At 70.4% G+C, this 18,347-nt stretch carries 13 protein-coding genes; 5 read left to right on the top strand and 8 right to left on the bottom strand.

Annotation, left to right across the window (positions count from 1 at the left end):
* Positions 1-41: 41 nt before the first annotated feature.
* The 6 genes from QSK39_RS16885 to QSK39_RS16860 all read right to left on the bottom strand — a co-directional run bounded on the left by QSK39_RS16885 (position 42) and on the right by QSK39_RS16860 (position 7,079).
* On the bottom strand, positions 42-350 hold the full coding sequence (locus QSK39_RS16885) for a DUF3040 domain-containing protein (protein ID WP_285478687.1): 309 nt from the start codon (positions 348-350) through the stop codon (positions 42-44).
* 75 nt (positions 351-425) lie between these two features.
* Positions 426-2,192 carry an IlvD/Edd family dehydratase gene (locus QSK39_RS16880; RefSeq protein WP_285478686.1) on the bottom strand — a complete coding sequence of 589 codons (1,767 nt, stop codon included), beginning with the start codon at positions 2,190-2,192 and terminating at the stop codon, positions 426-428.
* A 313-nt stretch (positions 2,193-2,505) separates the two neighbouring features.
* On the bottom strand, positions 2,506-3,918 hold the full coding sequence (locus QSK39_RS16875; RefSeq protein WP_285478685.1) for a GH1 family beta-glucosidase: 1,413 nt from the start codon (positions 3,916-3,918) through the stop codon (positions 2,506-2,508).
* Complete coding sequence (locus QSK39_RS16870) at positions 3,915-4,787, bottom strand: carbohydrate ABC transporter permease (RefSeq protein ID WP_285478684.1); 873 nt, start codon at positions 4,785-4,787, stop codon at positions 3,915-3,917. Before QSK39_RS16870 ends, QSK39_RS16875 begins: the two co-directional genes overlap by 4 nt.
* Positions 4,784-5,773 (bottom strand): carbohydrate ABC transporter permease, encoded by a 990-nt coding sequence (locus QSK39_RS16865; RefSeq protein WP_285478683.1) that lies wholly within the window; start codon positions 5,771-5,773, stop codon positions 4,784-4,786. Before QSK39_RS16865 ends, QSK39_RS16870 begins: the two co-directional genes overlap by 4 nt.
* Before the next feature lie 4 nt (positions 5,774-5,777).
* On the bottom strand, positions 5,778-7,079 hold the full coding sequence (locus QSK39_RS16860; protein ID WP_285478682.1) for an ABC transporter substrate-binding protein: 1,302 nt from the start codon (positions 7,077-7,079) through the stop codon (positions 5,778-5,780).
* 249 nt (positions 7,080-7,328) lie between these two features.
* Here QSK39_RS16860 and QSK39_RS16855 point away from each other — a divergent pair, with 249 nt between their 5' ends.
* The 4 genes from QSK39_RS16855 to QSK39_RS16840 all read left to right on the top strand — a co-directional run bounded on the left by QSK39_RS16855 (position 7,329) and on the right by QSK39_RS16840 (position 15,124).
* The gene (locus tag QSK39_RS16855) at positions 7,329-8,324 is read left to right on the top strand and encodes a LacI family DNA-binding transcriptional regulator (RefSeq protein WP_285478681.1); all 996 of its coding nucleotides are present in this window, start codon (positions 7,329-7,331) and stop codon (positions 8,322-8,324) included.
* 560 nt (positions 8,325-8,884) lie between these two features.
* The gene (locus QSK39_RS16850) at positions 8,885-11,764 is read left to right on the top strand and encodes a glycoside hydrolase family 48 protein (protein ID WP_285478680.1); all 2,880 of its coding nucleotides are present in this window, start codon (positions 8,885-8,887) and stop codon (positions 11,762-11,764) included.
* Between the two features lie 10 nt (positions 11,765-11,774).
* The gene (locus QSK39_RS16845; RefSeq protein ID WP_285478679.1) at positions 11,775-13,295 is read left to right on the top strand and encodes a cellulase family glycosylhydrolase; all 1,521 of its coding nucleotides are present in this window, start codon (positions 11,775-11,777) and stop codon (positions 13,293-13,295) included.
* Positions 13,296-13,321: 26 nt separating this feature from the next.
* The gene (locus QSK39_RS16840) at positions 13,322-15,124 is read left to right on the top strand and encodes a glycoside hydrolase family 6 protein (RefSeq protein WP_285478678.1); all 1,803 of its coding nucleotides are present in this window, start codon (positions 13,322-13,324) and stop codon (positions 15,122-15,124) included.
* A 76-nt stretch (positions 15,125-15,200) separates the two neighbouring features.
* Here QSK39_RS16840 and QSK39_RS16835 read toward each other — a convergent pair whose 3' ends face one another.
* Positions 15,201-15,725, bottom strand: a complete 525-nt coding sequence (locus QSK39_RS16835; protein WP_285478677.1) for a GNAT family N-acetyltransferase — start codon at positions 15,723-15,725, stop codon at positions 15,201-15,203.
* 121 nt (positions 15,726-15,846) lie between these two features.
* Positions 15,847-17,118 (bottom strand): ABC transporter substrate-binding protein, encoded by a 1,272-nt coding sequence (locus tag QSK39_RS16830; RefSeq protein ID WP_285478676.1) that lies wholly within the window; start codon positions 17,116-17,118, stop codon positions 15,847-15,849.
* A 137-nt stretch (positions 17,119-17,255) separates the two neighbouring features.
* Between QSK39_RS16830 and QSK39_RS16825 the strand changes: the two genes are divergently transcribed.
* On the top strand, positions 17,256-18,335 hold the full coding sequence (locus tag QSK39_RS16825) for a LacI family DNA-binding transcriptional regulator (RefSeq protein WP_285478675.1): 1,080 nt from the start codon (positions 17,256-17,258) through the stop codon (positions 18,333-18,335).
* The last annotated feature ends 12 nt before the right edge of the window (positions 18,336-18,347 follow it).

Below are 18,347 nucleotides of genomic sequence, written 5' to 3'. Positions count from 1 at the left end.
CGCCGCCGGCTGTCCACAGTGGACGCATCGGCTCGGCCGGCTCAGTGGGAGTCGGCGGCCGGGGTCGTGCCGTCGGGAGCGGGCTTGCGGGTCGTCTCGGCGCGGGCGATGTGCCACGCCACGAGCGCGCCGGCGCCGACCGTGCCCCAGAGCACGAGCCCGGCGTCGCGGGCGAACAGGCCGACGACCAGCATGACGACCGCGGTCACGTCACACAGCACGAGCAGCAGGTTCCACCGCCGGGTCTCGCGCTGCGTGCGGCCGGCGAACGCGGCGGCGAACGCGGGATCGCTCGCCTGCAGTTCCAGCTCGATTTCGCGCAGCACGTGGCGTTCGCGATCCGGCAGCATGGTGGGCCTCCTCGCCTCGGCTGTGTGAGTGGTACCCGTTCCGCTCCCGTTCGAAGCGGCGGTTTTCCGTGAACGTCAGTGGTTGTCGCGGGGGATGCCTTTCGTCCGCGCGATCCGCTGGTACGCCACCGCCGGCCGCAGCACCATGCCGTCGCAGAGCTGGTCGACCATCGACCGCTGGATCTCTTGCCACGGCGTCTGCGAGTCGGGGACCGGATACCCGCCCGACTCTGCCAGTTCCTTGTGCCGCAGCGCGAGTTCTTCGTCCGGGATGAGCACGTTCGCGGTGCCCGCGGCCAGGTCGATCCGCACCCGGTCGCCGGTCCGCAGCACGGCGAGCCCGCCGCCCGCCGCGGCTTCGGGGGAGGCGTTGAGGATCGACGGCGATCCGGACGTCCCGGACTGGCGGCCGTCGCCGAGGCACGGGAGTTCGTGCACGCCGCGCTTGATCAGCTCGGCGGGCGGGCGCATGTTGACGACCTCGGCCGAGCCGGGGTAGCCGAGCGGCCCGGTGCCGCGCATGACGAGCAGCGAGTGCTCGTCGGCGCCGAGGTCCGGGTCGTCGATGCGGGCGTGGTAGTCCTCGGGGCCGTCGAACACGACCGCGGTGCCCTCGTAGACGCCACCGGCCAGGTAGCGGCGCCGGAACTCCGGCGAGATCACGCTCGACTTCATGATCGCCGCGTCGAAGAGGTTGCCCTGGAGGACGAGGAACCCGGCGTCTTCGGTGAGCGCGGTGTCGAACGTGCGGATGACGTCGCGGTCGCCGGCCTCGGCGTCGCGGCAGTTGTCGCCGAGCGTGTGGCCGTTGACCGTGCGCGCGTCCTCGTGGACGAGCCCGTGCCGCATCAGCTCGTGCACCACCGCCGGGACGCCGCCCGCGCGGTGGAACTCCTCGCCGAGGTACTTCCCGGCCGGCTGGAGGTCGACCAGCAGCGGCACGTGGTGGCCTAGCCGCTGCCAGTCGGCCAGCGGCAGGTCGACGCCGACGTGCCGGGCGATCGCGCCGATGTGGATGGGCGCGTTGGTCGAGCCGCCGATCGCCGAGCTCACCACGATGGCGTTCTCGAACGCCTCGCGCGTCAGGATGTCCGACGGCTTGAGGTCCTCGCGCACCATCTCGACGATCCGCAGCCCGGTGCGGTAGGCCATCCGCGCCCGGTCGCGGTGCGGCGCCGGGATGGCCGCGCAGCCGGGCAGGCTCATCCCGAGCGCTTCGGCGAGCGCGTTCATCGTGGAGGCGGTGCCCATGGTGTTGCAGTGCCCGGGCGACGGCGCGGACGACGCGACCAGCTCCATGAACCCGGCGTCGTCGATCTCCCCGGCGGCGAGCAGTTCGCGGGCCTTCCAGACGATGGTCCCGGATCCGGTGCGCTCGCCGTTGTACCACCCGTTGAGCATCGGACCGCCGGACAGCACGATGGCCGGGATGTCGACGGTGGCGGCCGCCATCAGGCACGCGGGTGTGGTCTTGTCGCAGCCGGTGGTGAGGACGACGCCGTCGATGGGGTAGCCGTAGAGGGTCTCGACCAGGCCGAGGTAGGCGAGGTTGCGGTCCAGGGCGGCGGTCGGGCGCTTGCCGGTCTCCTGGATGGGGTGCACGGGGAACTCGATGGCGATCCCGCCGGCCTCGCGGATGCCCTCACGCGTGCGGTCGGCGAGCTGCAGGTGGTGCCGGTTGCAGGGGGACAGGTCGGAGCCGGTCTGCGCGATGCCGATGATCGGCCGGCCGGACTGCAGCTCCTCCCGGGTGAGACCCCAGTTCATGTACCGCTCGAGGTAGAGCGCGGTCATCCCGGGGTCGGCGGGGTTGTTGAACCAAGCTTCGCTGCGCAGTCCCATACCGGTCAGTCTGTCAATGGTGGTGCCGGAATGCACGTCCTCGGGTGGACGGGGACGGTTTCCTCTTCGGCACCCCGAAGCTGTCATGGTGACTACGGCCGGCAGCACCGCGTCAAGGCGGGAAAGATGCCTTGACCCGGCACTGCCGGCCGTGTTCTGGCTTCGGATCGGGGTGCGGGAGGGTCTGGGTCCTCGTCCGTTTGTCGGGCCGCTCGCCTGCGCAGGTGGACCGGTGGCCGGGCCCGGATCCCTCGGGCCCGGCCGGGAACCTGGGGCAGGCCACCCGCGCCGGTGGCCTGCCCGGACCGGGACCTCAGCCGAGGCCGTTCAACCCGATCACCCGGGAGTACCACTGCGCACTGCGCTTCAGCGTGCGGACCTGGGTCGCGTAGTCGACGTGGATCAGCCCGAACCGCTTCGCGTACCCCTCCGCCCACTCGAAGTTGTCGAGCAGCGACCAGTAGAAGTACCCGCGCAGGTCGACGCCCGCCGCCAGCGCGTCGTGCGCCGCCCGCAGGTGGGAGTCCAGGAACGCCACGCGGTCGGTGTCGACGATGTCACCGCCCTCGGAGACGACGTCCGGGTAGGCCGCGCCGTTCTCCGTGATGTACAGCGGCACCCGGCGATAGCCCCGGTGGACCTGCAGCAGCGACTCGGTCAGCCCGGCCGGCTGGACCTCCCAGCCGGAGTCCGTGCGGGGGGCCGCCGGGTCCGGGACGAAGTGGACGTCGCCCGCGCCGACCCACTCCGGGCCCGCCGGCTCGCTGCCCGGCACCGGGCGCCCCGCGACGCGGTAGTCGCGGTAGTAGTTCACGCCCAGCCAGTCGACGTGCGCCGCGATGATCGCGCTGTCCTCGGGCTCGACGACTTCGCCCAACCCGAACGGTTCGAGGTCGGTGACCAGGTCGTCCGGGTAGCCGCCGCGCAGCACCGGGTCGAGGAACAGCCGGTTCTGCAGGCCGTCGATCCGCCGGGCCGCGGAGACGTCGGAGACGTTCGCCGGGTCGTGCGGCACGACGGGGTAGAGGTTGAGCGTGATCCCGGCCGGGACGCCCGGCGCGTGCCGGCGGATGACGTCCATCGCCAGCCCGTGCCCCAGCAGCAGATGGTGCGTGGCGGCGACGGCGGCCGGGTGGTCGGTGCGGCCGGGCGCGTGGATGCCGCCCGCGTAGCCGAGCATCGCCGCGCACCACGGCTCGTTCAGCGTCGACCAGCTGGCGACGCGGTCGCCGAGGCGCTCCAGCACCGTCTCGGCGTACTCGGCGAACCGGTACGCGGTGTCCCGCGACGTCCAGCCGCCCTGCTCCTCCAGCGTCTGGGGCAGGTCCCAGTGGTAGAGCGTCGCCCACGGCTGGATCCCGGCCTCCAGGAGGGAGTCGACCAGCCGGTCGTAGAACGCGAGCCCGGCGGCGTTGGGGGCGCCGCCGTCCGGCCGCACCCGCGGCCAGGCCAGCGAGAAGCGGTAGGCGCCGAGGCCGAGCCGGCGCATCAGGTCGACGTCCTCGGAGTACCGGCGGTAGTGGTCGGCGGCCGGGTCGCCGGTGTCGCCGCCCACGACCGCACCCGGACGGCGTGCGAAGACGTCCCAGACCGAGTCCGTGCGACCGTCGGCCGTGGTCGCTCCTTCCACCTGGAACGCCGCGGTGGCGGCGCCCCAGACGAAGCCGGGCGGGAACATCAGCGCTGTCTCCGCCCGAACGCTGTCGGGATGTACGGACATGTTCACCCTTTCACGGCACCTTGCATGATCCCGGCCACGATCTGGCGGCCGAGGAGGACGAAGACGATGAGGATCGGGATGGTGGCCAGGGTCGTGCCGGCCAGCACCAGCGAATAGTCGACGTAGTAACCGCTCTGGAGCTTCTCCAGCGCGACCTGGACGGTCGGGTTGCCCGCGTCCAGGACCACCAGCGGCCACAGGAAGTCGTTCCAGGACATCATGAACGTGAACATCGCGAGGATCGCCGCCGCCGGGCGGACCGCGGGCAGGCAGACGTTCCAGAAGATCCGGATCATGCTGCAGCCGTCCACGCGCGCGGCCTCGATCAGCTCGTACGGCAGAGCGTCCACTGTGTACTGCCGCATCCAGAACACCCCGAACGCGGTGACCAGGTTGGGCACGATCACCGCCGTCAGGGTCCCCGTCCAGCCCAGTTCGGACATCGCGATGAACAGCGGGATGATGCCGAGCTGGGTGGGCACCGCGAGCGTGACGACGATGAACACGAACAGCTTGTCGCGTCCGCGGAACCGCAGTTTCGCGAAGGCGAACCCGGCCAGCGAGGAGAACAGCACCGTCGTCAGGGTCACCGTGCCGGACACGATGACGCTGTTGGCCAGCGCCTTCCAGAACGGCACGGTGTCGAACACCCGCGCCGCGTTGGCGAAGAAGTTGCCACCGGGCACGAACGGCGGGATGCGCTCGGTGAGCATCCCGTTGTCGCGGCTGGCCACCAGGAACGACCAGTAGAACGGGAACAGTGACCCGAGCACGAAGATCGCCAGCACGATGTAGGTCGCCTTGCGCGGCTTGCCGAGCGTGGCGACCCGCCGTCGCAGCCCCGCTTTTCGAATGTCACTCTGGAGTGTCGTCATTTCTTCTTCACCGCCGGGGTACGCGCCAGCCGGCCGGTGAGGAAGAAGTTCACCAGCGCGATGAGCACGATGATCAGGAACAGCACCCAGGCGATCGCCGAGGCGTAGCCGAGATCGGCGTTCTGGAACGCCGTCTGGTAGAGGTACAGCGTCACGGTCTGGAACTGGTTGGTGGAGCCGCCGTTGTTCGACCCGGGCATGGCGTCGAACAGCTTCGGCTCGGTGAAGATCTGCAGGCCGCCGATCGTCGAGGTGATGGTGACGAAGACCAGCGTCGGCTTCAGCAGCGGCAGCGTGACGTTGAAGAAGCGGCGCCACGTGCCCGCGCCGTCGATCAGCGCCGCCTCGTGCAGCTCCTTGGGGATGGCCTGCATGGCCGCCAGCACGATCAGGGCGTTGTAGCCGGTCCAGCGCCAGTTCACCATGATCGCGATCGCGACGTGGCTGCCGAACCGGCTGGCCTGCCAGTCGACCGGGTCCAGCCCGATGGTCTGCAGTACGCCGTTGATCAGCCCGTACTTCGGGCCGAAGAGGTTGGCGAAGATGATGCCGATGGCGACCAGGCTGGCCGCGTAGGGCAGCAGGATGCCCACTCGCCAGCCGGTCGCGCCGCGCAGCCGGGCCCCGAGCAGCGCCGCCAGGAGCATCGCGATGATGAGCTGCGGGATGCTGGAGAGCAGGAAGATGCTGATCGTGTTCGTCAGCGCGTTCCAGAACTGCGCGTCGGCGAAGAGCTCCTTGAAGTTGTCGAGGCCGATGAAGTCGGGGTCGTCGCTGCCGGCTTCCCACTTGAACAGCGAAACGTACGCGGTGTAGAGCAGCGGGAACAGCCCGACGATCCCGAAGAGGATGAAGAACGGCGCGATGTAGAGGTACGGCGAGACCTTGACGTCCCACCGGCTCAACCGGTGACGGAAGGTGGGCCGGGGAGACGTGCGCTCCCCGGCCTTGCTCCCTTCCGGCGCGACCTTGTCGAGGACGGTCATCGGCTCAGCGCGTGATCTTCTTCGCGGCTTCGACCATCTGGTTCCAGCCGTCCGCCGCCGACTTGCCCTGTTCGACCGCCTGCAGGGCCGGGCTGGACGCGTTCTCCTGGATCTGGCCGTCGCCCGGGCCCTTGTACTGCGGCTTCTGGACCTTCTTGGCCTGCTCGGCGAACAGCTCGCCGACCTTCGTGCCGCCGAAGTAGTCATCGGTCTTGCTCAGCAGCGCGGGGTCGGTCAGCGCCTTGACCTGGCTCGGGAAGGTGCCCTTGGCCTGGAACGCCTTGATCTGCTGCTCCGGGGCGGTCAGCCAGGCCGCGAGCTCGGCGGCTTCCTTCGGGTGCTTCGACTGCGTCGGGACGGTCAGGTACGAGCCGCCCCAGTTGCCGCCGCCGCCGGGGAAGGCCGCGGTGACGGCCCACTTGTTCGCGTTCTCCGGGCCGGCCTGCTCCTTGATCACGCCGAGCATCCAGGCGGGGCACACCTTCGTCGCGAACGCGCCCTGCTTGAAGCCGGTGTTCCACTCGTTGCTGAACGCGGTGAGCTTGGCCGACTCGCCCTTGGCGACGGCGTCGGTGACCTTGGTCCAGGCGTCCTTGATGCCCTGGTTGCTCTCGACGGCCAGCTTGTCGTCGCTGCCGATGTAGCCCTGGGGGAGCTGGTTGACCATGGCGTTGAAGTTCTGCGCGGCCGAGTCGAACCAGGCCTTGCCCTTGGTCTTGGCGACGTAGTCGGCGCCGGCGGCGAAGTAGCTGTCCCAGGTGGCGAACAGCGGCTTCACGGCTTCGGGGTCGGTCGGCAGGCCCGCGGCCTGGAACATGTCCTTGCGGTAGCACATGGCGAGCGGGCCGATGTCGGTCCCGTAGCCGATCAGCTTGCCGTCCTTGGTCTTGGCGGCTTCGTACTTCCAGTTCAGCCAGCGGTCGGGGGAGGCGTCGGCCGGGCCGATCTTGCTCAGGTCGTTGAACTTGGAGCCCTTGTCGAGGAAGTCCGACAGGTGGCCCTCTTCGAGCGCCGTCACGTCGGCGAGGCCCGAGCCCGCGGCCATCTTGGTGACGAGTTCCTCGTGGTAGGGGCCGCCCTGGCCGGTCTTGCGGTGGGTGATCTTGATGTTGGGGTGCAGCCGCTCGTACTCCGGGATGAGCGCCTCGTAGCCGAACTCGGTGAACGTCGACAGCGTCAGGTCCACGTGCTCGTTGGGGGCCGCTGCCGGCGGGGTTTCGTCACCGCCACTGCCACAGGCCGTGGCGCCGAGCGCCGTCATCGTGATGCCCAGTGCGAGGACCAGGCCGTTCCGGATCGTTCTCACGTGTTCAACCACCTTGTTGACGGGAATGAGCGCTCTCACTGCTGGGAGCCCGACTGGGAGCGCTCCCAGGTGTCGCAGAGTCTGGTTGGGGGCTTCACCGGTGTCAAGGGGTCGTAACCGGAGCGTTTCCTGCGAGGAGCGCTCCCGGACCGCGCGCGGGAGTGCCGGTTAAGCTGTCGACGTCAGGGTGGTCGTGGAGCGAGGGCGGTAGGCGTGGGGCCTCGAGCAGGGGATGAAGAGCGGCCGACGTTGGAGGACGTCGCGGCGTTCGCCGGCGTGTCGCGGTCGACGGCGTCACGCGCGCTGAACGACGACGCGTACGTCAGCGCGGCGGCCCGCGAGAAGGTCCACGCCGCGGCCCGTGACCTGGGCTATTCCCCCAACCAGGCGGCCCGCTCGCTGGTCACCCGCCGCACCGGGGCCGTCGCGGTGGTGCTGTCGGAGCCGGAGTCCCGGCTGCTCGACGACCCGTACCGCGCCGCCGTCATGCGCGCCGGCTACCGCGAGCTCGCCGACGTCGGCCGGCAGATGGTGCTGATCTTCAGCGACATCCGCGAGGACCTGAGCCGGACCGTCCGCTTCCTCGAAGGTGGGCACGTCGACGGCGCGCTGGTGTTCGCGCCGCACCGGGCCGACCCGCTGCCCAAGGCGCTGCGGCTGCTGCGCATCCCGGTGGTGTTCGGCGGCCAGGCGGCCGGCATCCGCCGCGGCGTCCACGTGGTCGACTTCGACAACGAGGGCGGCGCCCGGCTCGCGGTCGAGCACCTGGTGGCGGCCGGACGGCGGCGGATCGGCACCATCGCCGGGCCGCAGGACCAGAGCGCCCCGATCGACCGGCTCGCCGGCTGGCGCAAGACCCTCCTGGACGCCGGGCTCGACCCCGCCGACCTGGCCGAAGAGGCCGACTTCACGCTGTCCGGCGGCGCGAACGCGATGTCCGCGCTGCTGACCCGCCACCCGGACCTCGACGCGGTGTTCGTCGCGAGCGACATGATGGCGGTGGGCGCGCTGCGCACCCTCGACGCGGCGGGCCGCCGCATCCCCGAGGACGTCGCGGTGGTCAGCTTCGACGACAACGCCACCCTGGCCCCGGCGATGGACCCGCCCCTGACGTCGGTCCACCAGGACCCGCGCGAGCAGATCCACGCGATGGTCGAGACGATGCTGCAGCTGCTCGACGACCAGAGCCTCAAGCCCCGGCAGCAGATCCTCCCGGTCTCGCTGGCGGTCCGCGCCTCGAGCTGAACCCGTGTCGACCCTCTGATCACGCGTGTCGACCTCCTGATCACGCGTGTCGACCCTGGGCGCACGGGCCCGGCCGGCGAACTCGCGTACCCGGAGAGTCGGCTCGCGTACCCAGGGGGTCGGCTCGCGTGCCTGGAGGGTCGGCACGCGTGATCGGGGAGTCGACACGCGTGATTGAAGGGTCGACACGGCCGCGGGAGCCGGTGGCTGGGAGCGGTCCCGCCTGAGGTGCACGCCTTCGGCGCTAAACAGCGTTTCCTCAGCACGCTGCGTGACCGACGCGCTGGGCCGTTCGAGTGATGGGGCGACCATCGGCGGGGGCTGTTCAGGAGCGTTCAGTGCGCCGGTGCGAGCCGGGAGCACAGATGTGACGTTCGTGTCCGCGGTGTCCTTCTGACTCGATTCTTTACATCCACGTTTCCGGCTGGCTACCGTCTGCGCCTGGAAGCGCTCCCAGATCGCTGGCTCCCTACGGACAAAGGAGTTCCGAAGCCATGCGTTCCTCCCCCCGATGGCGCCGTGTGCGCCGAACCCGCTGGTTACGCGGCCGCGCGCCGGCCATGGCTTCGGCCGTGGTCGCGTTCACCGCCGCGCTGGTCGTCCCCTCGCCGGCGCTCGCCGCCGACGTCGCCTGCTCCGTCACCTACACCACCAACGACTGGGACACCGGGTTCACCGCCAACGTCTCGCTGCGCAACGACGGCGCGGCCCTCGACAGCTGGAAGGTCGGCTGGACGTTCCTCGACGGCCAGAAGGTCCAGCAGGGCTGGAGCGCCACCTTCGCCCAGAGCGGCGCCGCGGTCACCGCCACGAACCTGTCCTACAACGGCCACCTCGACACCGGGGCGAGCACCAGCTTCGGCTTCAACGGCTCGAAGGGCTCCGCCAACCGCCCGCCCACCGACTTCTCCGTCAACGGCACCGCCTGCACCGGCGCCAACAAAGCCCCCACCGTCAGCCTGACCTCGCCGACGTCGTCCGGCACCTACTACGCCCCGGCCACCATCCCGCTCGCCGCCACCGCCGCCGACAGCGACGGCACGGTGAGCAAGGTCGAGTTCTACGCCGGCGACACGCTCCTGGCCACCGACACGGCCTCGCCGTTCGAAGGCAGCTGGGCGAACGTGCCGGCCGGGACCTACTCGATCACGGCGAAGGCCTACGACAACAAGAACGCGTCCACCTCGTCGAGCCCGGTGACCGTGAAGGTCCTTTCCGGACCCACGATCGTCGCGGCGCCGTCGACCGCGCAGGTCAAGCAGGGCGGGACGACGACGTTCGCCGTCAGCCTCGCCGGCGCGCCCACCGCCTCGGTCACCGTCGGCGTCGCCCGCACCGCGGGCAGCACGGACCTGACCGCGACGCCGACGAGCCTCACCTTCACGACGGCGAACTGGAGCACGCCGCAGAACGTCACCGTGAAGAGCGCCGACAACGGGGGAGCGCTGGGCAGCGCGACCTTCACCGCGAGCAGCAGCGGGTACACCGCGGCCACGGTGACGGTGAACGAGATCTCGTCGTCCACATCGGACTACCAGCTCGCGTTCCTGACCCAGTACAACAAGATCAAGGACCCGAACAACGGCTACTTCCGCAAGTTCGGGAACATCCTGGTGCCCTACCACTCGATCGAGACGCTGATCGTCGAAGCGCCGGACCACGGCCACGAGACGACGTCGGAGGCGTTCAGCTACTACCTGTGGCTGGAAGCGTCCTACGGGCGGATCACCGGGGACTGGTCGCCGTTCAACCAGGCCTGGACCTCGATCGAGACGTACGCGATCCCGTCGGCGGCCGACCAGCCGGGCAACTCCGGCTACAACGCGAGCAAGCCCGCCACCTACGCGGCCGAGTACCCGAGCCCGAAGTCCTACCCGTCGCAGCTGCAGTCCGGCGTGTCCGTCGGCGCCGACCCGATCGCGGCGGAGCTGAAGGCGGCCTACGGCTCGGCGGACGTCTACGGCATGCACTGGCTGCTCGACGTCGACAACATCTACAAGTTCGGCCACTGCGAAGACGGCACGAACACCGCGCCGGCGTTCATCAACACCTTCCAGCGCGGGTCGCAGGAGTCGGTCTGGGAGACGGTCACCCAGCCCAGCTGCGACATCCTGAAGTTCGGCGGCAAGAACGGGTACCTCGACCTGTTCACCGGCGACTCGTCGTACGCGAAGCAGTGGAAGTACACCGACGCGCCCGACGCGGATGCCCGCGCCGTGCAGGTGGCCTTCCAGGCCGAAAAGTGGGCCGCCGCGCAGGGCAAGAGCTCGGACGTCGCGGCCGTCGTGAAGAAGGCGTCGAAGATGGGCGACTACCTCCGGTACTCGCTGTTCGACAAGTACTTCAAGAAGATCGGCAACTGCGTCGGCGCGTCGAGCTGCGCGGCCGGCACCGGCAAAGACAGCGAGCACTACCTCGTTTCCTGGTACTACGCCTGGGGCGGGTCGATGGACTCCGCCAGCGCGTGGGCGTGGCGCATCGGTGACGGGGCGGCCCACCAGGGCTACCAGAACCCCCTCGCCGCGTACGCGCTGTCGGCCGACCCGGGGCTGAAGGTCACTTCGGCCACCGGAGCGAGCGACTGGGCGACGAGCCTCGGCCGGCAGCTCGAGTTCCTGCAGTGGCTGCAGTCGTCCGAAGGCGGTCTCGCCGGCGGCGCGACCAACAGCTGGGAAGGCCAGTACGGCACCCCGCCGTCGGGCACGCCGACGTTCTACGGGATGTTCTACGACCAGCAGCCGGTCTGGCACGACCCGCCGAGCAACCAGTGGTTCGGCTTCCAGACCTGGGGCATGGAACGCATCGCCGAGTACTACCAGGCGACCGGCGACGCCCGCGCGAAGAAGATCCTCGACAAGTGGGTCCCGTGGGCGATCGCGAACACCACGGTCGGCTCCGGCGGGAGCTTCCAGATCCCGGCCGACCTCGGCTGGAGCGGGGCACCGGACACCTGGAACGCCACCAGCCCGGGCTCGAACACGAGCCTGCACGTCACGGTGAAGAACTACAGCAACGACGTCGGGGTCGCGGCCTCGCTCGCCAAGACGCTGCTCTACTACGCGTCGGGGTCGAGCAACGCCCAGGCGAAGAGCGTGGGGGAGCAGCTGCTCACGGCGCTCTCGGCGAACACCGACAGCAAGGGCATCGCGGTGCCGGAGACCCGGACGGACTACAACCGGTTCGACGACGCCTACAACGCCACCACCGACCAGGGCCTGTACGTGCCCACCGGGTGGACGGGCACGATGCCGAACGGCGACGCGATCAGCTCCAGCTCGACGTTCACCTCGATCCGCTCCTTCTACAAGAGCGACCCGCAGTGGCCGAAGGTCCAGTCCTACCTGGACGGTGGCGCCGCACCGACGTTCACCTACCACCGGTTCTGGGCGCAGTCGGAGATCGCCACGGCGTTCGCCGCGCACGTCGCCCTGTTCGGCTGAAAGGCACTCGATGAAGCGACTGCTCGCCCTCGCGGTCGCCGCACTGGTCGGGGGCGCCGTTCTCACGGCGTCCCCGGCCGCCGCGGCCCCCGCGGTATCCGGCACCGGCACGGGGTACTGGCACGCGTCGGGCTCCCAGCTCGTCGACGCGACCGGTGCCCCGGTCCGGATGACCGGCGTCAACTGGTTCGGCGCCGAGACCGGCAACTACTCGCCGCACGGCCTGTGGAGCCGGAACTACAAGGACATGCTCGACCAGATGGCGAGCCTCGGCTACAACACGCTGAGGCTGCCCTACTCCAACCAGCTCTTCGACGCCGGCGTCAAGCCGAACAGCATCGATGCCGTCCAGAACCCGGACCTGCAAGGGCTTTCGGGGCTGCAGGTGCTCGACAAGATCATCGCGTACGCCGGCACCAAGGGCATGCGCGTCATCCTGGACCAGCACCGGCCGGACTCCGGCGCGCAGTCCCCGCTCTGGTACACCAGCGCCTATCCGGAAAGCCGTTGGCTTTCGGACTGGACGATGCTCGCCCAGCACTACAAGGGCAACACCACGGTGATCGGCGCCGACCTGCACAACGAGCCGCACTCGATCCAGGGTGGCGGCGGCGCGTGCTGGGGCTGCGGTGACACCGCGACCGACTGGCGCCTGGCCGCCGAACGCGGTGGCAACGCGGTCCTGTCCGCCAACCCGGACTGGCTCGTCATCGTCGAGGGCGTCGACTGCGTCAGCGGCACCGGCGACCCGCAGTGCGGCTGGTGGGGCGGCAACCTCTCCGGCGCCCGCCAGTTCCCGGTGCGACTGTCCAAACCGGACAAGCTCGTCTACTCGGCCCACGAGTACGCGACGTCGGTGTTCGCGCAGCCGTGGTTCTCCGACCCGTCGTTCCCGGCGAACCTGCCGGCACTGTGGGACCACTTCTTCGGCTACCTGCAGAAGCAGAACATCGCGCCGGTGCTGCTCGGCGAGTTCGGCAGCACGCTCGCCGACCCGCGGGACAAGACGTGGCTGCAGGAGCTGATGAAGTACGCGGGGACCGGCGCGACCGGGATGAGCTTCACCTACTGGTCGTGGAACCCCAACTCCGGGGACACCGGCGGCATCCTCAACGACGACTGGACCACGGTCAACCAGGTCAAGCAGGCGATCCTCCAGCCGTACCTGATCCCGCCGGTCGGCGGCGGTGGCGGGACGACCGATCCGCCGCCCGCGGTGAGCTGCGGGGTCACCTACCACGTCGACAACACCTGGCAGGGCGGCTTCGTCGCCTCCGTCACGCTCAAGAACACCGGCACCACGCCGCTGAAGAGCTGGGCGCTGGGCTGGACCGTCCCGTCCGGGACGCAGATCACCGGCGGCTGGGGCGCCACCGTCACCCAGTCCGGGCAGCAGGCGAGCGCCAAGGCGCCGACGTGGGCACCGGACCTCGCCGGCGGCGCCTCGGCGTCGATCGGCTTCCAGGCGACCGGCGCCTCGACCGGCTCGCCCGGCGGCTTCGCCATCGGTTCCACCCCCTGCAGCGCCTGACCCGACAACACGAAGGAGCACACTCGATGAAGAGTGATTTCTGGTCCCCGAAGAGGAAGGTGCGGCTCGCCGCGGCTTCCTCGGTGACGGCCGCCGCGGTCGTCGCCGGGCTGCTGGTGGCGGGCGGCAGCCCGGCGGTCGCCGCCTCCGGCTGCAAGGTCACCTACGCGACCAACCTGTACGAGCCCGGGTTCACCGCGAACATCACGGTGACCAACCTGGGTGATCCGATCACGTCCGGCTGGGACCTCCAGTGGGACTTCGGCGGCAACCAGCAGGTCCAGCAGGGCTGGAGCGCGACGTTCAGCCAGACCGGCAAGCACGTCAGCGCGAAGAACCCGTCCTGGGGCGCCACGCTGGGGACGAACGCCACCGCGAGCCTCGGCTTCAACGGCCAGTACTCGGGGTCGAACGCCGCCCCGACGTCGTTCACGCTCAACGGCGTCGTCTGCGACGGCACCACGGGCGGCTCGACCACCACCCCCACGACCCCGACGACCCCCACCACCCCGACGACGCCCACCACGGTGACGACCACGCCGACGCCGGGAACCCACGTCGACAACCCGTACTCCGGTGCGAAGGGGTACGTGAACCCGGACTGGTCGTCCTCGGTCACCGCGGCCGCGGCCGCCAAGGGCGGGACGCTCGGCGCGCAGATGGCCAAGGTGGCGAACACGTCCACGGCCGTGTGGCTGGACCGGATCGCGGCGATCGCGGGCACGTCGAGCGCGCGCGGCCTGCGCGGGCACCTCGACGCGGCGCTGGCCCAGCAGAGCGGCGGCACGCCGGTGACGATCCAGATCGTCGTCTACGACCTGCCGAACCGCGACTGCGCGGCGCTGGCGTCCAACGGTGAGCTGCAAGCCGGCTCGAACGGCCTGGCCCGGTACAAGAGCGAGTACATCGACCCGATCGCCTCGATCCTGTCGGACTCGAAGTACGCGCCGCTGCGGGTCGTGGCGGTCGTCGAGCCGGACTCTCTGCCCAACCTGATCACCAACACCGCGACGGCCAAGTGCGCCGAAGCGCAGTCCACCGGGGCCTACACCCAGGGCATCCAGTACGCGCTGAACAAGCTGCACGCGATCTCCAACGTCTACAACTACCTGGACATCGCGCACTCGGCGTGGCTGGGCTGGGACAGCAACTTCGGTCCGTTCGTCAACCTGGTCAAGCAGACGCTGCAGGGCACGACGGCCGGGGTGAACAGCATCGACGGCTTCATCAGCGACACGGCGAACTACACGCCGCTGACCGAGCCGAACCTGCCGGACTCGAACCTCAACGTCGGCGGCCAGCCCCTGCGGTCGGCGACGTTCTACCAGTGGAACCCGTACTTCGCCGAGGTGCCGTTCGCCACGGCGATGTACAACGCGTTCGTCTCCGCGGGCCTGCCGAGCGGCATCGGCATGCTGATCGACACCTCCCGCAACGGCTGGGGCGGCTCGGCCCGGCCCGGCAGCGCGTCGGGGTCCACTGTGGACAGCTATGTGAACTCCGGCCGGATCGACCGGCGGCTGCACCGCGGCAACTGGTGCAACCAGAGCGGGGCCGGGCTCGGCCTGCGGCCCACCGCTTCGCCCGCGGCGCACTTCGACGCCTACGTCTGGATCAAGCCGCCGGGTGAGTCCGACGGCGCGAGCTCGCAGATCCCGAACGACGAGGGCAAGGGCTTCGACCGGATGTGCGACCCGACCTACCACGGCAGCGACCAGGCCAACGGCGGCAACCTGACCGGCGCCCTGCCGAACTCGCCGCTGTCCGGCAAGTGGTTCCAGGCCCAGTTCGAAGAGCTGGTCCAGAACGCCTACCCGCCGGTGCAGTAAGAGAACTCCCGGGCCGGGCGGTGCCGCGCAGCCGCCGTCCGGCCCGGGTCTCCACCTTTCCGCGAGCGGAGGAAGGCTAGAGGTCCTTCCGGAAGGACAGCCGGTCCAGCCCCGGCCCGTCGTAGTCGGGCTGGACCGGGAGTCCGTCGAACTCGCTCGGGCCCGGCTCGGTGACGAAGCCCATCCGGGTGTGGAAGGCGTGCGACGCCTTGTTGACCGGGGACGTGATGGCGCGGACGGTGCTCCGGCCGTTCGCACGGCTGTAGGCGAAGAAACGCTCGTACAGGGCGGCGCCGAGACCCTTGCCGCGTTCGGCGGGGTCGACGCCGACGAAGTGGATGTAGCTTTCCGCCGGCCGGGACGGGGAGAGGAACCCGATCAGGAACGCGACGATCCGGTCGTCGGCGGCCACCAGGAAGCTGCTGCCGGTGAAGTGCTGGAACATCAGCTTCGGGAGGAGCAGGGCCCGCTGCCGGGTGCCTTCCTCGCCGCCGAGCCCGCCCCACCAGGAGTCGAGGACGGCGAGCACGGGCAGGTGGTCGTCCGGGCCCGGGTGGCGCACGGAGTGGCCGGAGAGCGGCGTGAGGTCGGGAGTCGTCACCAGGCCAGGGTGCCGGACGGGGGAGGGGAACGCGACCGGGTTTCGCCGCCGGTCCACTGTGTCCGGACCATCGACAGGAGCTCGCCCGGTGTCCTTCCCCGAAGAGAACCCGCCCGCGGCGTCACGGCACCACCCGGTGCACCCCGATCAGCACCTGCTGCCAGACGGCGGCGGGGTCGGCGCCGCCTTCGACCGCCTTGAGCGCGGGCGCGACCACCGTCTCCTGGATCTTGCCGTCGCCCGGTCCCTTGTACTGCGGCTTGCCGACCTTCTGGGCCTGCGCGACGAAGACCTGCCCGGCCAGCGCGCCGCCGAAGTAGCCGTTCATCTCGCTGAGCAGGTCGGGCGAGGTGAAGGCGTCGACCTGGCTGGGGAAGTTGCCGCTCACCCGGAACGCGTGCAGCTGCTGCTCCGGCGCGGTCAGCCAGGCGGCGAGCGCGGCGGCCTCCTTCGGGTGCTCGCTCGCGGCCGGCACGGTGAGGTAGGAGCCGCCCCAGTTGCCGCCGCCGTCCGGGAACGCGTCGGTGATCGCCCACTTGCCGGCGTTGCCGAGCCCGGCCTGCTGCTCGATGACGCCGAGCATCCACGAAGGACAGACCTTCGTCGCGAAGGCGCCGAGGCGCAGGCCGTTGTTGCCGTCCTCGGCGAAGGCGGTCAGCCCGGCCGATTGCCCTTGCTTCACGGCGGTGGTGACCTGGTCCCAGGCGCCCCGGAGCGCGGTGTTCGTCTCGAGCGTCGAACGGTCTTCGCGGTCGAGGTAGCCGACCGGCAGCTGGTTGACCATGGCGTTGAAGTTCTGCGCCGCGGAGTCGAACCAGGCCTTGCCCTTCGAGCGCTTGACGTACTTCTCGCCGGCCTTGAAGTAGCTGTCCCAGTTGGCGAACATCGTCTTGACCGAACCGGGGTCGGTCGGCAGCCCGGCCGCCTCGAGCAGGTCCTTGCGGTAGCACATCGCGAGCGGGCCGATGTCCGTGCCGTAGCCGATGAGCTTGCCGTCCTTGCTGCGGCCGGCCTCGTACTTCCACTCGAGCCACCGGCCCGGTTTCACGTCGGCGGGGCCGATCTCGCCGAGGTCGGCGAACTTCCCGGACTGCGCGAGGACGTCGGAGAGGTGGCCCTCCTCGACGGCTTGGACGTCCGCGAGGCCCTGTCCGCTCCGGAGCTTGGCCAGCAGGTCCTGGTGGTAGGGGCCGCCCTGGTCGGTCTTCACCTGGCGGACGTCGATCCCGGGGTGGGTGAACCGGTAGCCAGGGAGCAGGTCGTCGTAGCCGAACTCGCCGAACGTCGCCAGGGTGAGCGTGATGCGCTCGGGCGTGCTCGGGCCGCAGCCACCGGTCAGCACCAGCAGGACGACGGCGACGGCGAAGGCCAGCCGTCTTCGGATCAGCCTCATGCGCTCCCCCTCCAGGGCTCACTCCCTCGTGATTGGGAGCGCTCCCGGACGGAGTGTTGTTTCCGGGACCGCCGGGTGTCAAGGTGCGCGACGGCGGGTGTCCGGGCGGACACGCTTTCGCGCGGGGAAGGAATGCGATGAAGCGTCCGACGATCACCGACATCGCCCGGGAGGCCGGCGTGTCCAAGGGCGCGGTGTCCTACGCGCTCAACGGCCGCCCGGGCGTGTCGGAGGCGACCCGGCACCGGATCACGCGGATCGCGCGCGAGCTGGGGTGGTCGCCGAGCAGCACGGCGCGCGCCCTGTCCGGCGGCCGGGCGGGAGCTATCGGGCTGGTCCTCGACGGACCGTCCGAACTGGTCGTGCCGGCCCTGCTCGACGGGTTCTCCCCGGAGCTCGTGGTCCAGGTCGCCACCGGCCGCGACGCGGTGCTGGCGGTCTACCGGCGCTGGCGCGCGGAGCGGAAGGTGGACGGGGTGCTGCTGACGGACCCGGACTGCGCGGCGGAGCTGGCCCGGATCGGCCTGCCGGCGGTGGTCCTCGGCGGCCCGGGCGGGCTGCCGGGCGTGCCCTCGGTCCGGGTGGACGACACGGCTGGCGCCGCGGAAGCCCTGGAGTACCTGGCGGCGCTGGGACATCGCCGCGTGGTCCGGATCCCGGGAGCGGCGGCGTTCGCGGAGGAGGGCGAGCGAGCGGAGGCCTTCACGACCGAAGCCCGGCGGCTGGGGTTGGCCGGCGGCATCGGAGACCGGGGAAGCGTGTCCGGTGTGGATCCGGTCGCGGACTTCGGGATCCGCGCCGCCGGTCTCGGGAATCGCGCCGGGACCTCCGCCGTGAGGCCGGCTTTCCGTTCAGGAAGCCAGCCCGCCGCCGTCGGCGTCGAGCCCTCGGCGGATGCCGTGCGGCACGTCCTGACCTCCCACCCGCGGCCCACCGCCCTCCTCTGCGACACCGATGTCCTCGCCGTCGCCGCGCTCGTTGCCGCGCGGGAACTGGGGCTCGCCGTGCCCGGGGATCTCTCCGTCGTCTCCTGGGACGACTCCGTGCTCTGCCACCTCGTCCGCCCGGCCCTCACCGCGATCCGGCGGCCGCTGCCCGAGCTCGGCGGGCTCGCCGCGTCGATGCTGCGGGACCTCATCGCCGGCGAAGACGTCGGGGACGTCTGGGCCTCGCGGCCGCGGCTGATCACCCGCGGCAGCACCGGTCCCGCCCGCTGACGGGCCGGTGCT

This window comes from Amycolatopsis sp. NBRC 101858, assembly GCF_030269325.1.
Taxonomy (GTDB): Bacteria; Actinomycetota; Actinomycetes; order Mycobacteriales; family Pseudonocardiaceae; genus Amycolatopsis; species Amycolatopsis ponsaeliensis.
Note: the sequence above shows the minus strand (reverse complement) of the source record. Positions and strands in the feature narration are given on the sequence as shown.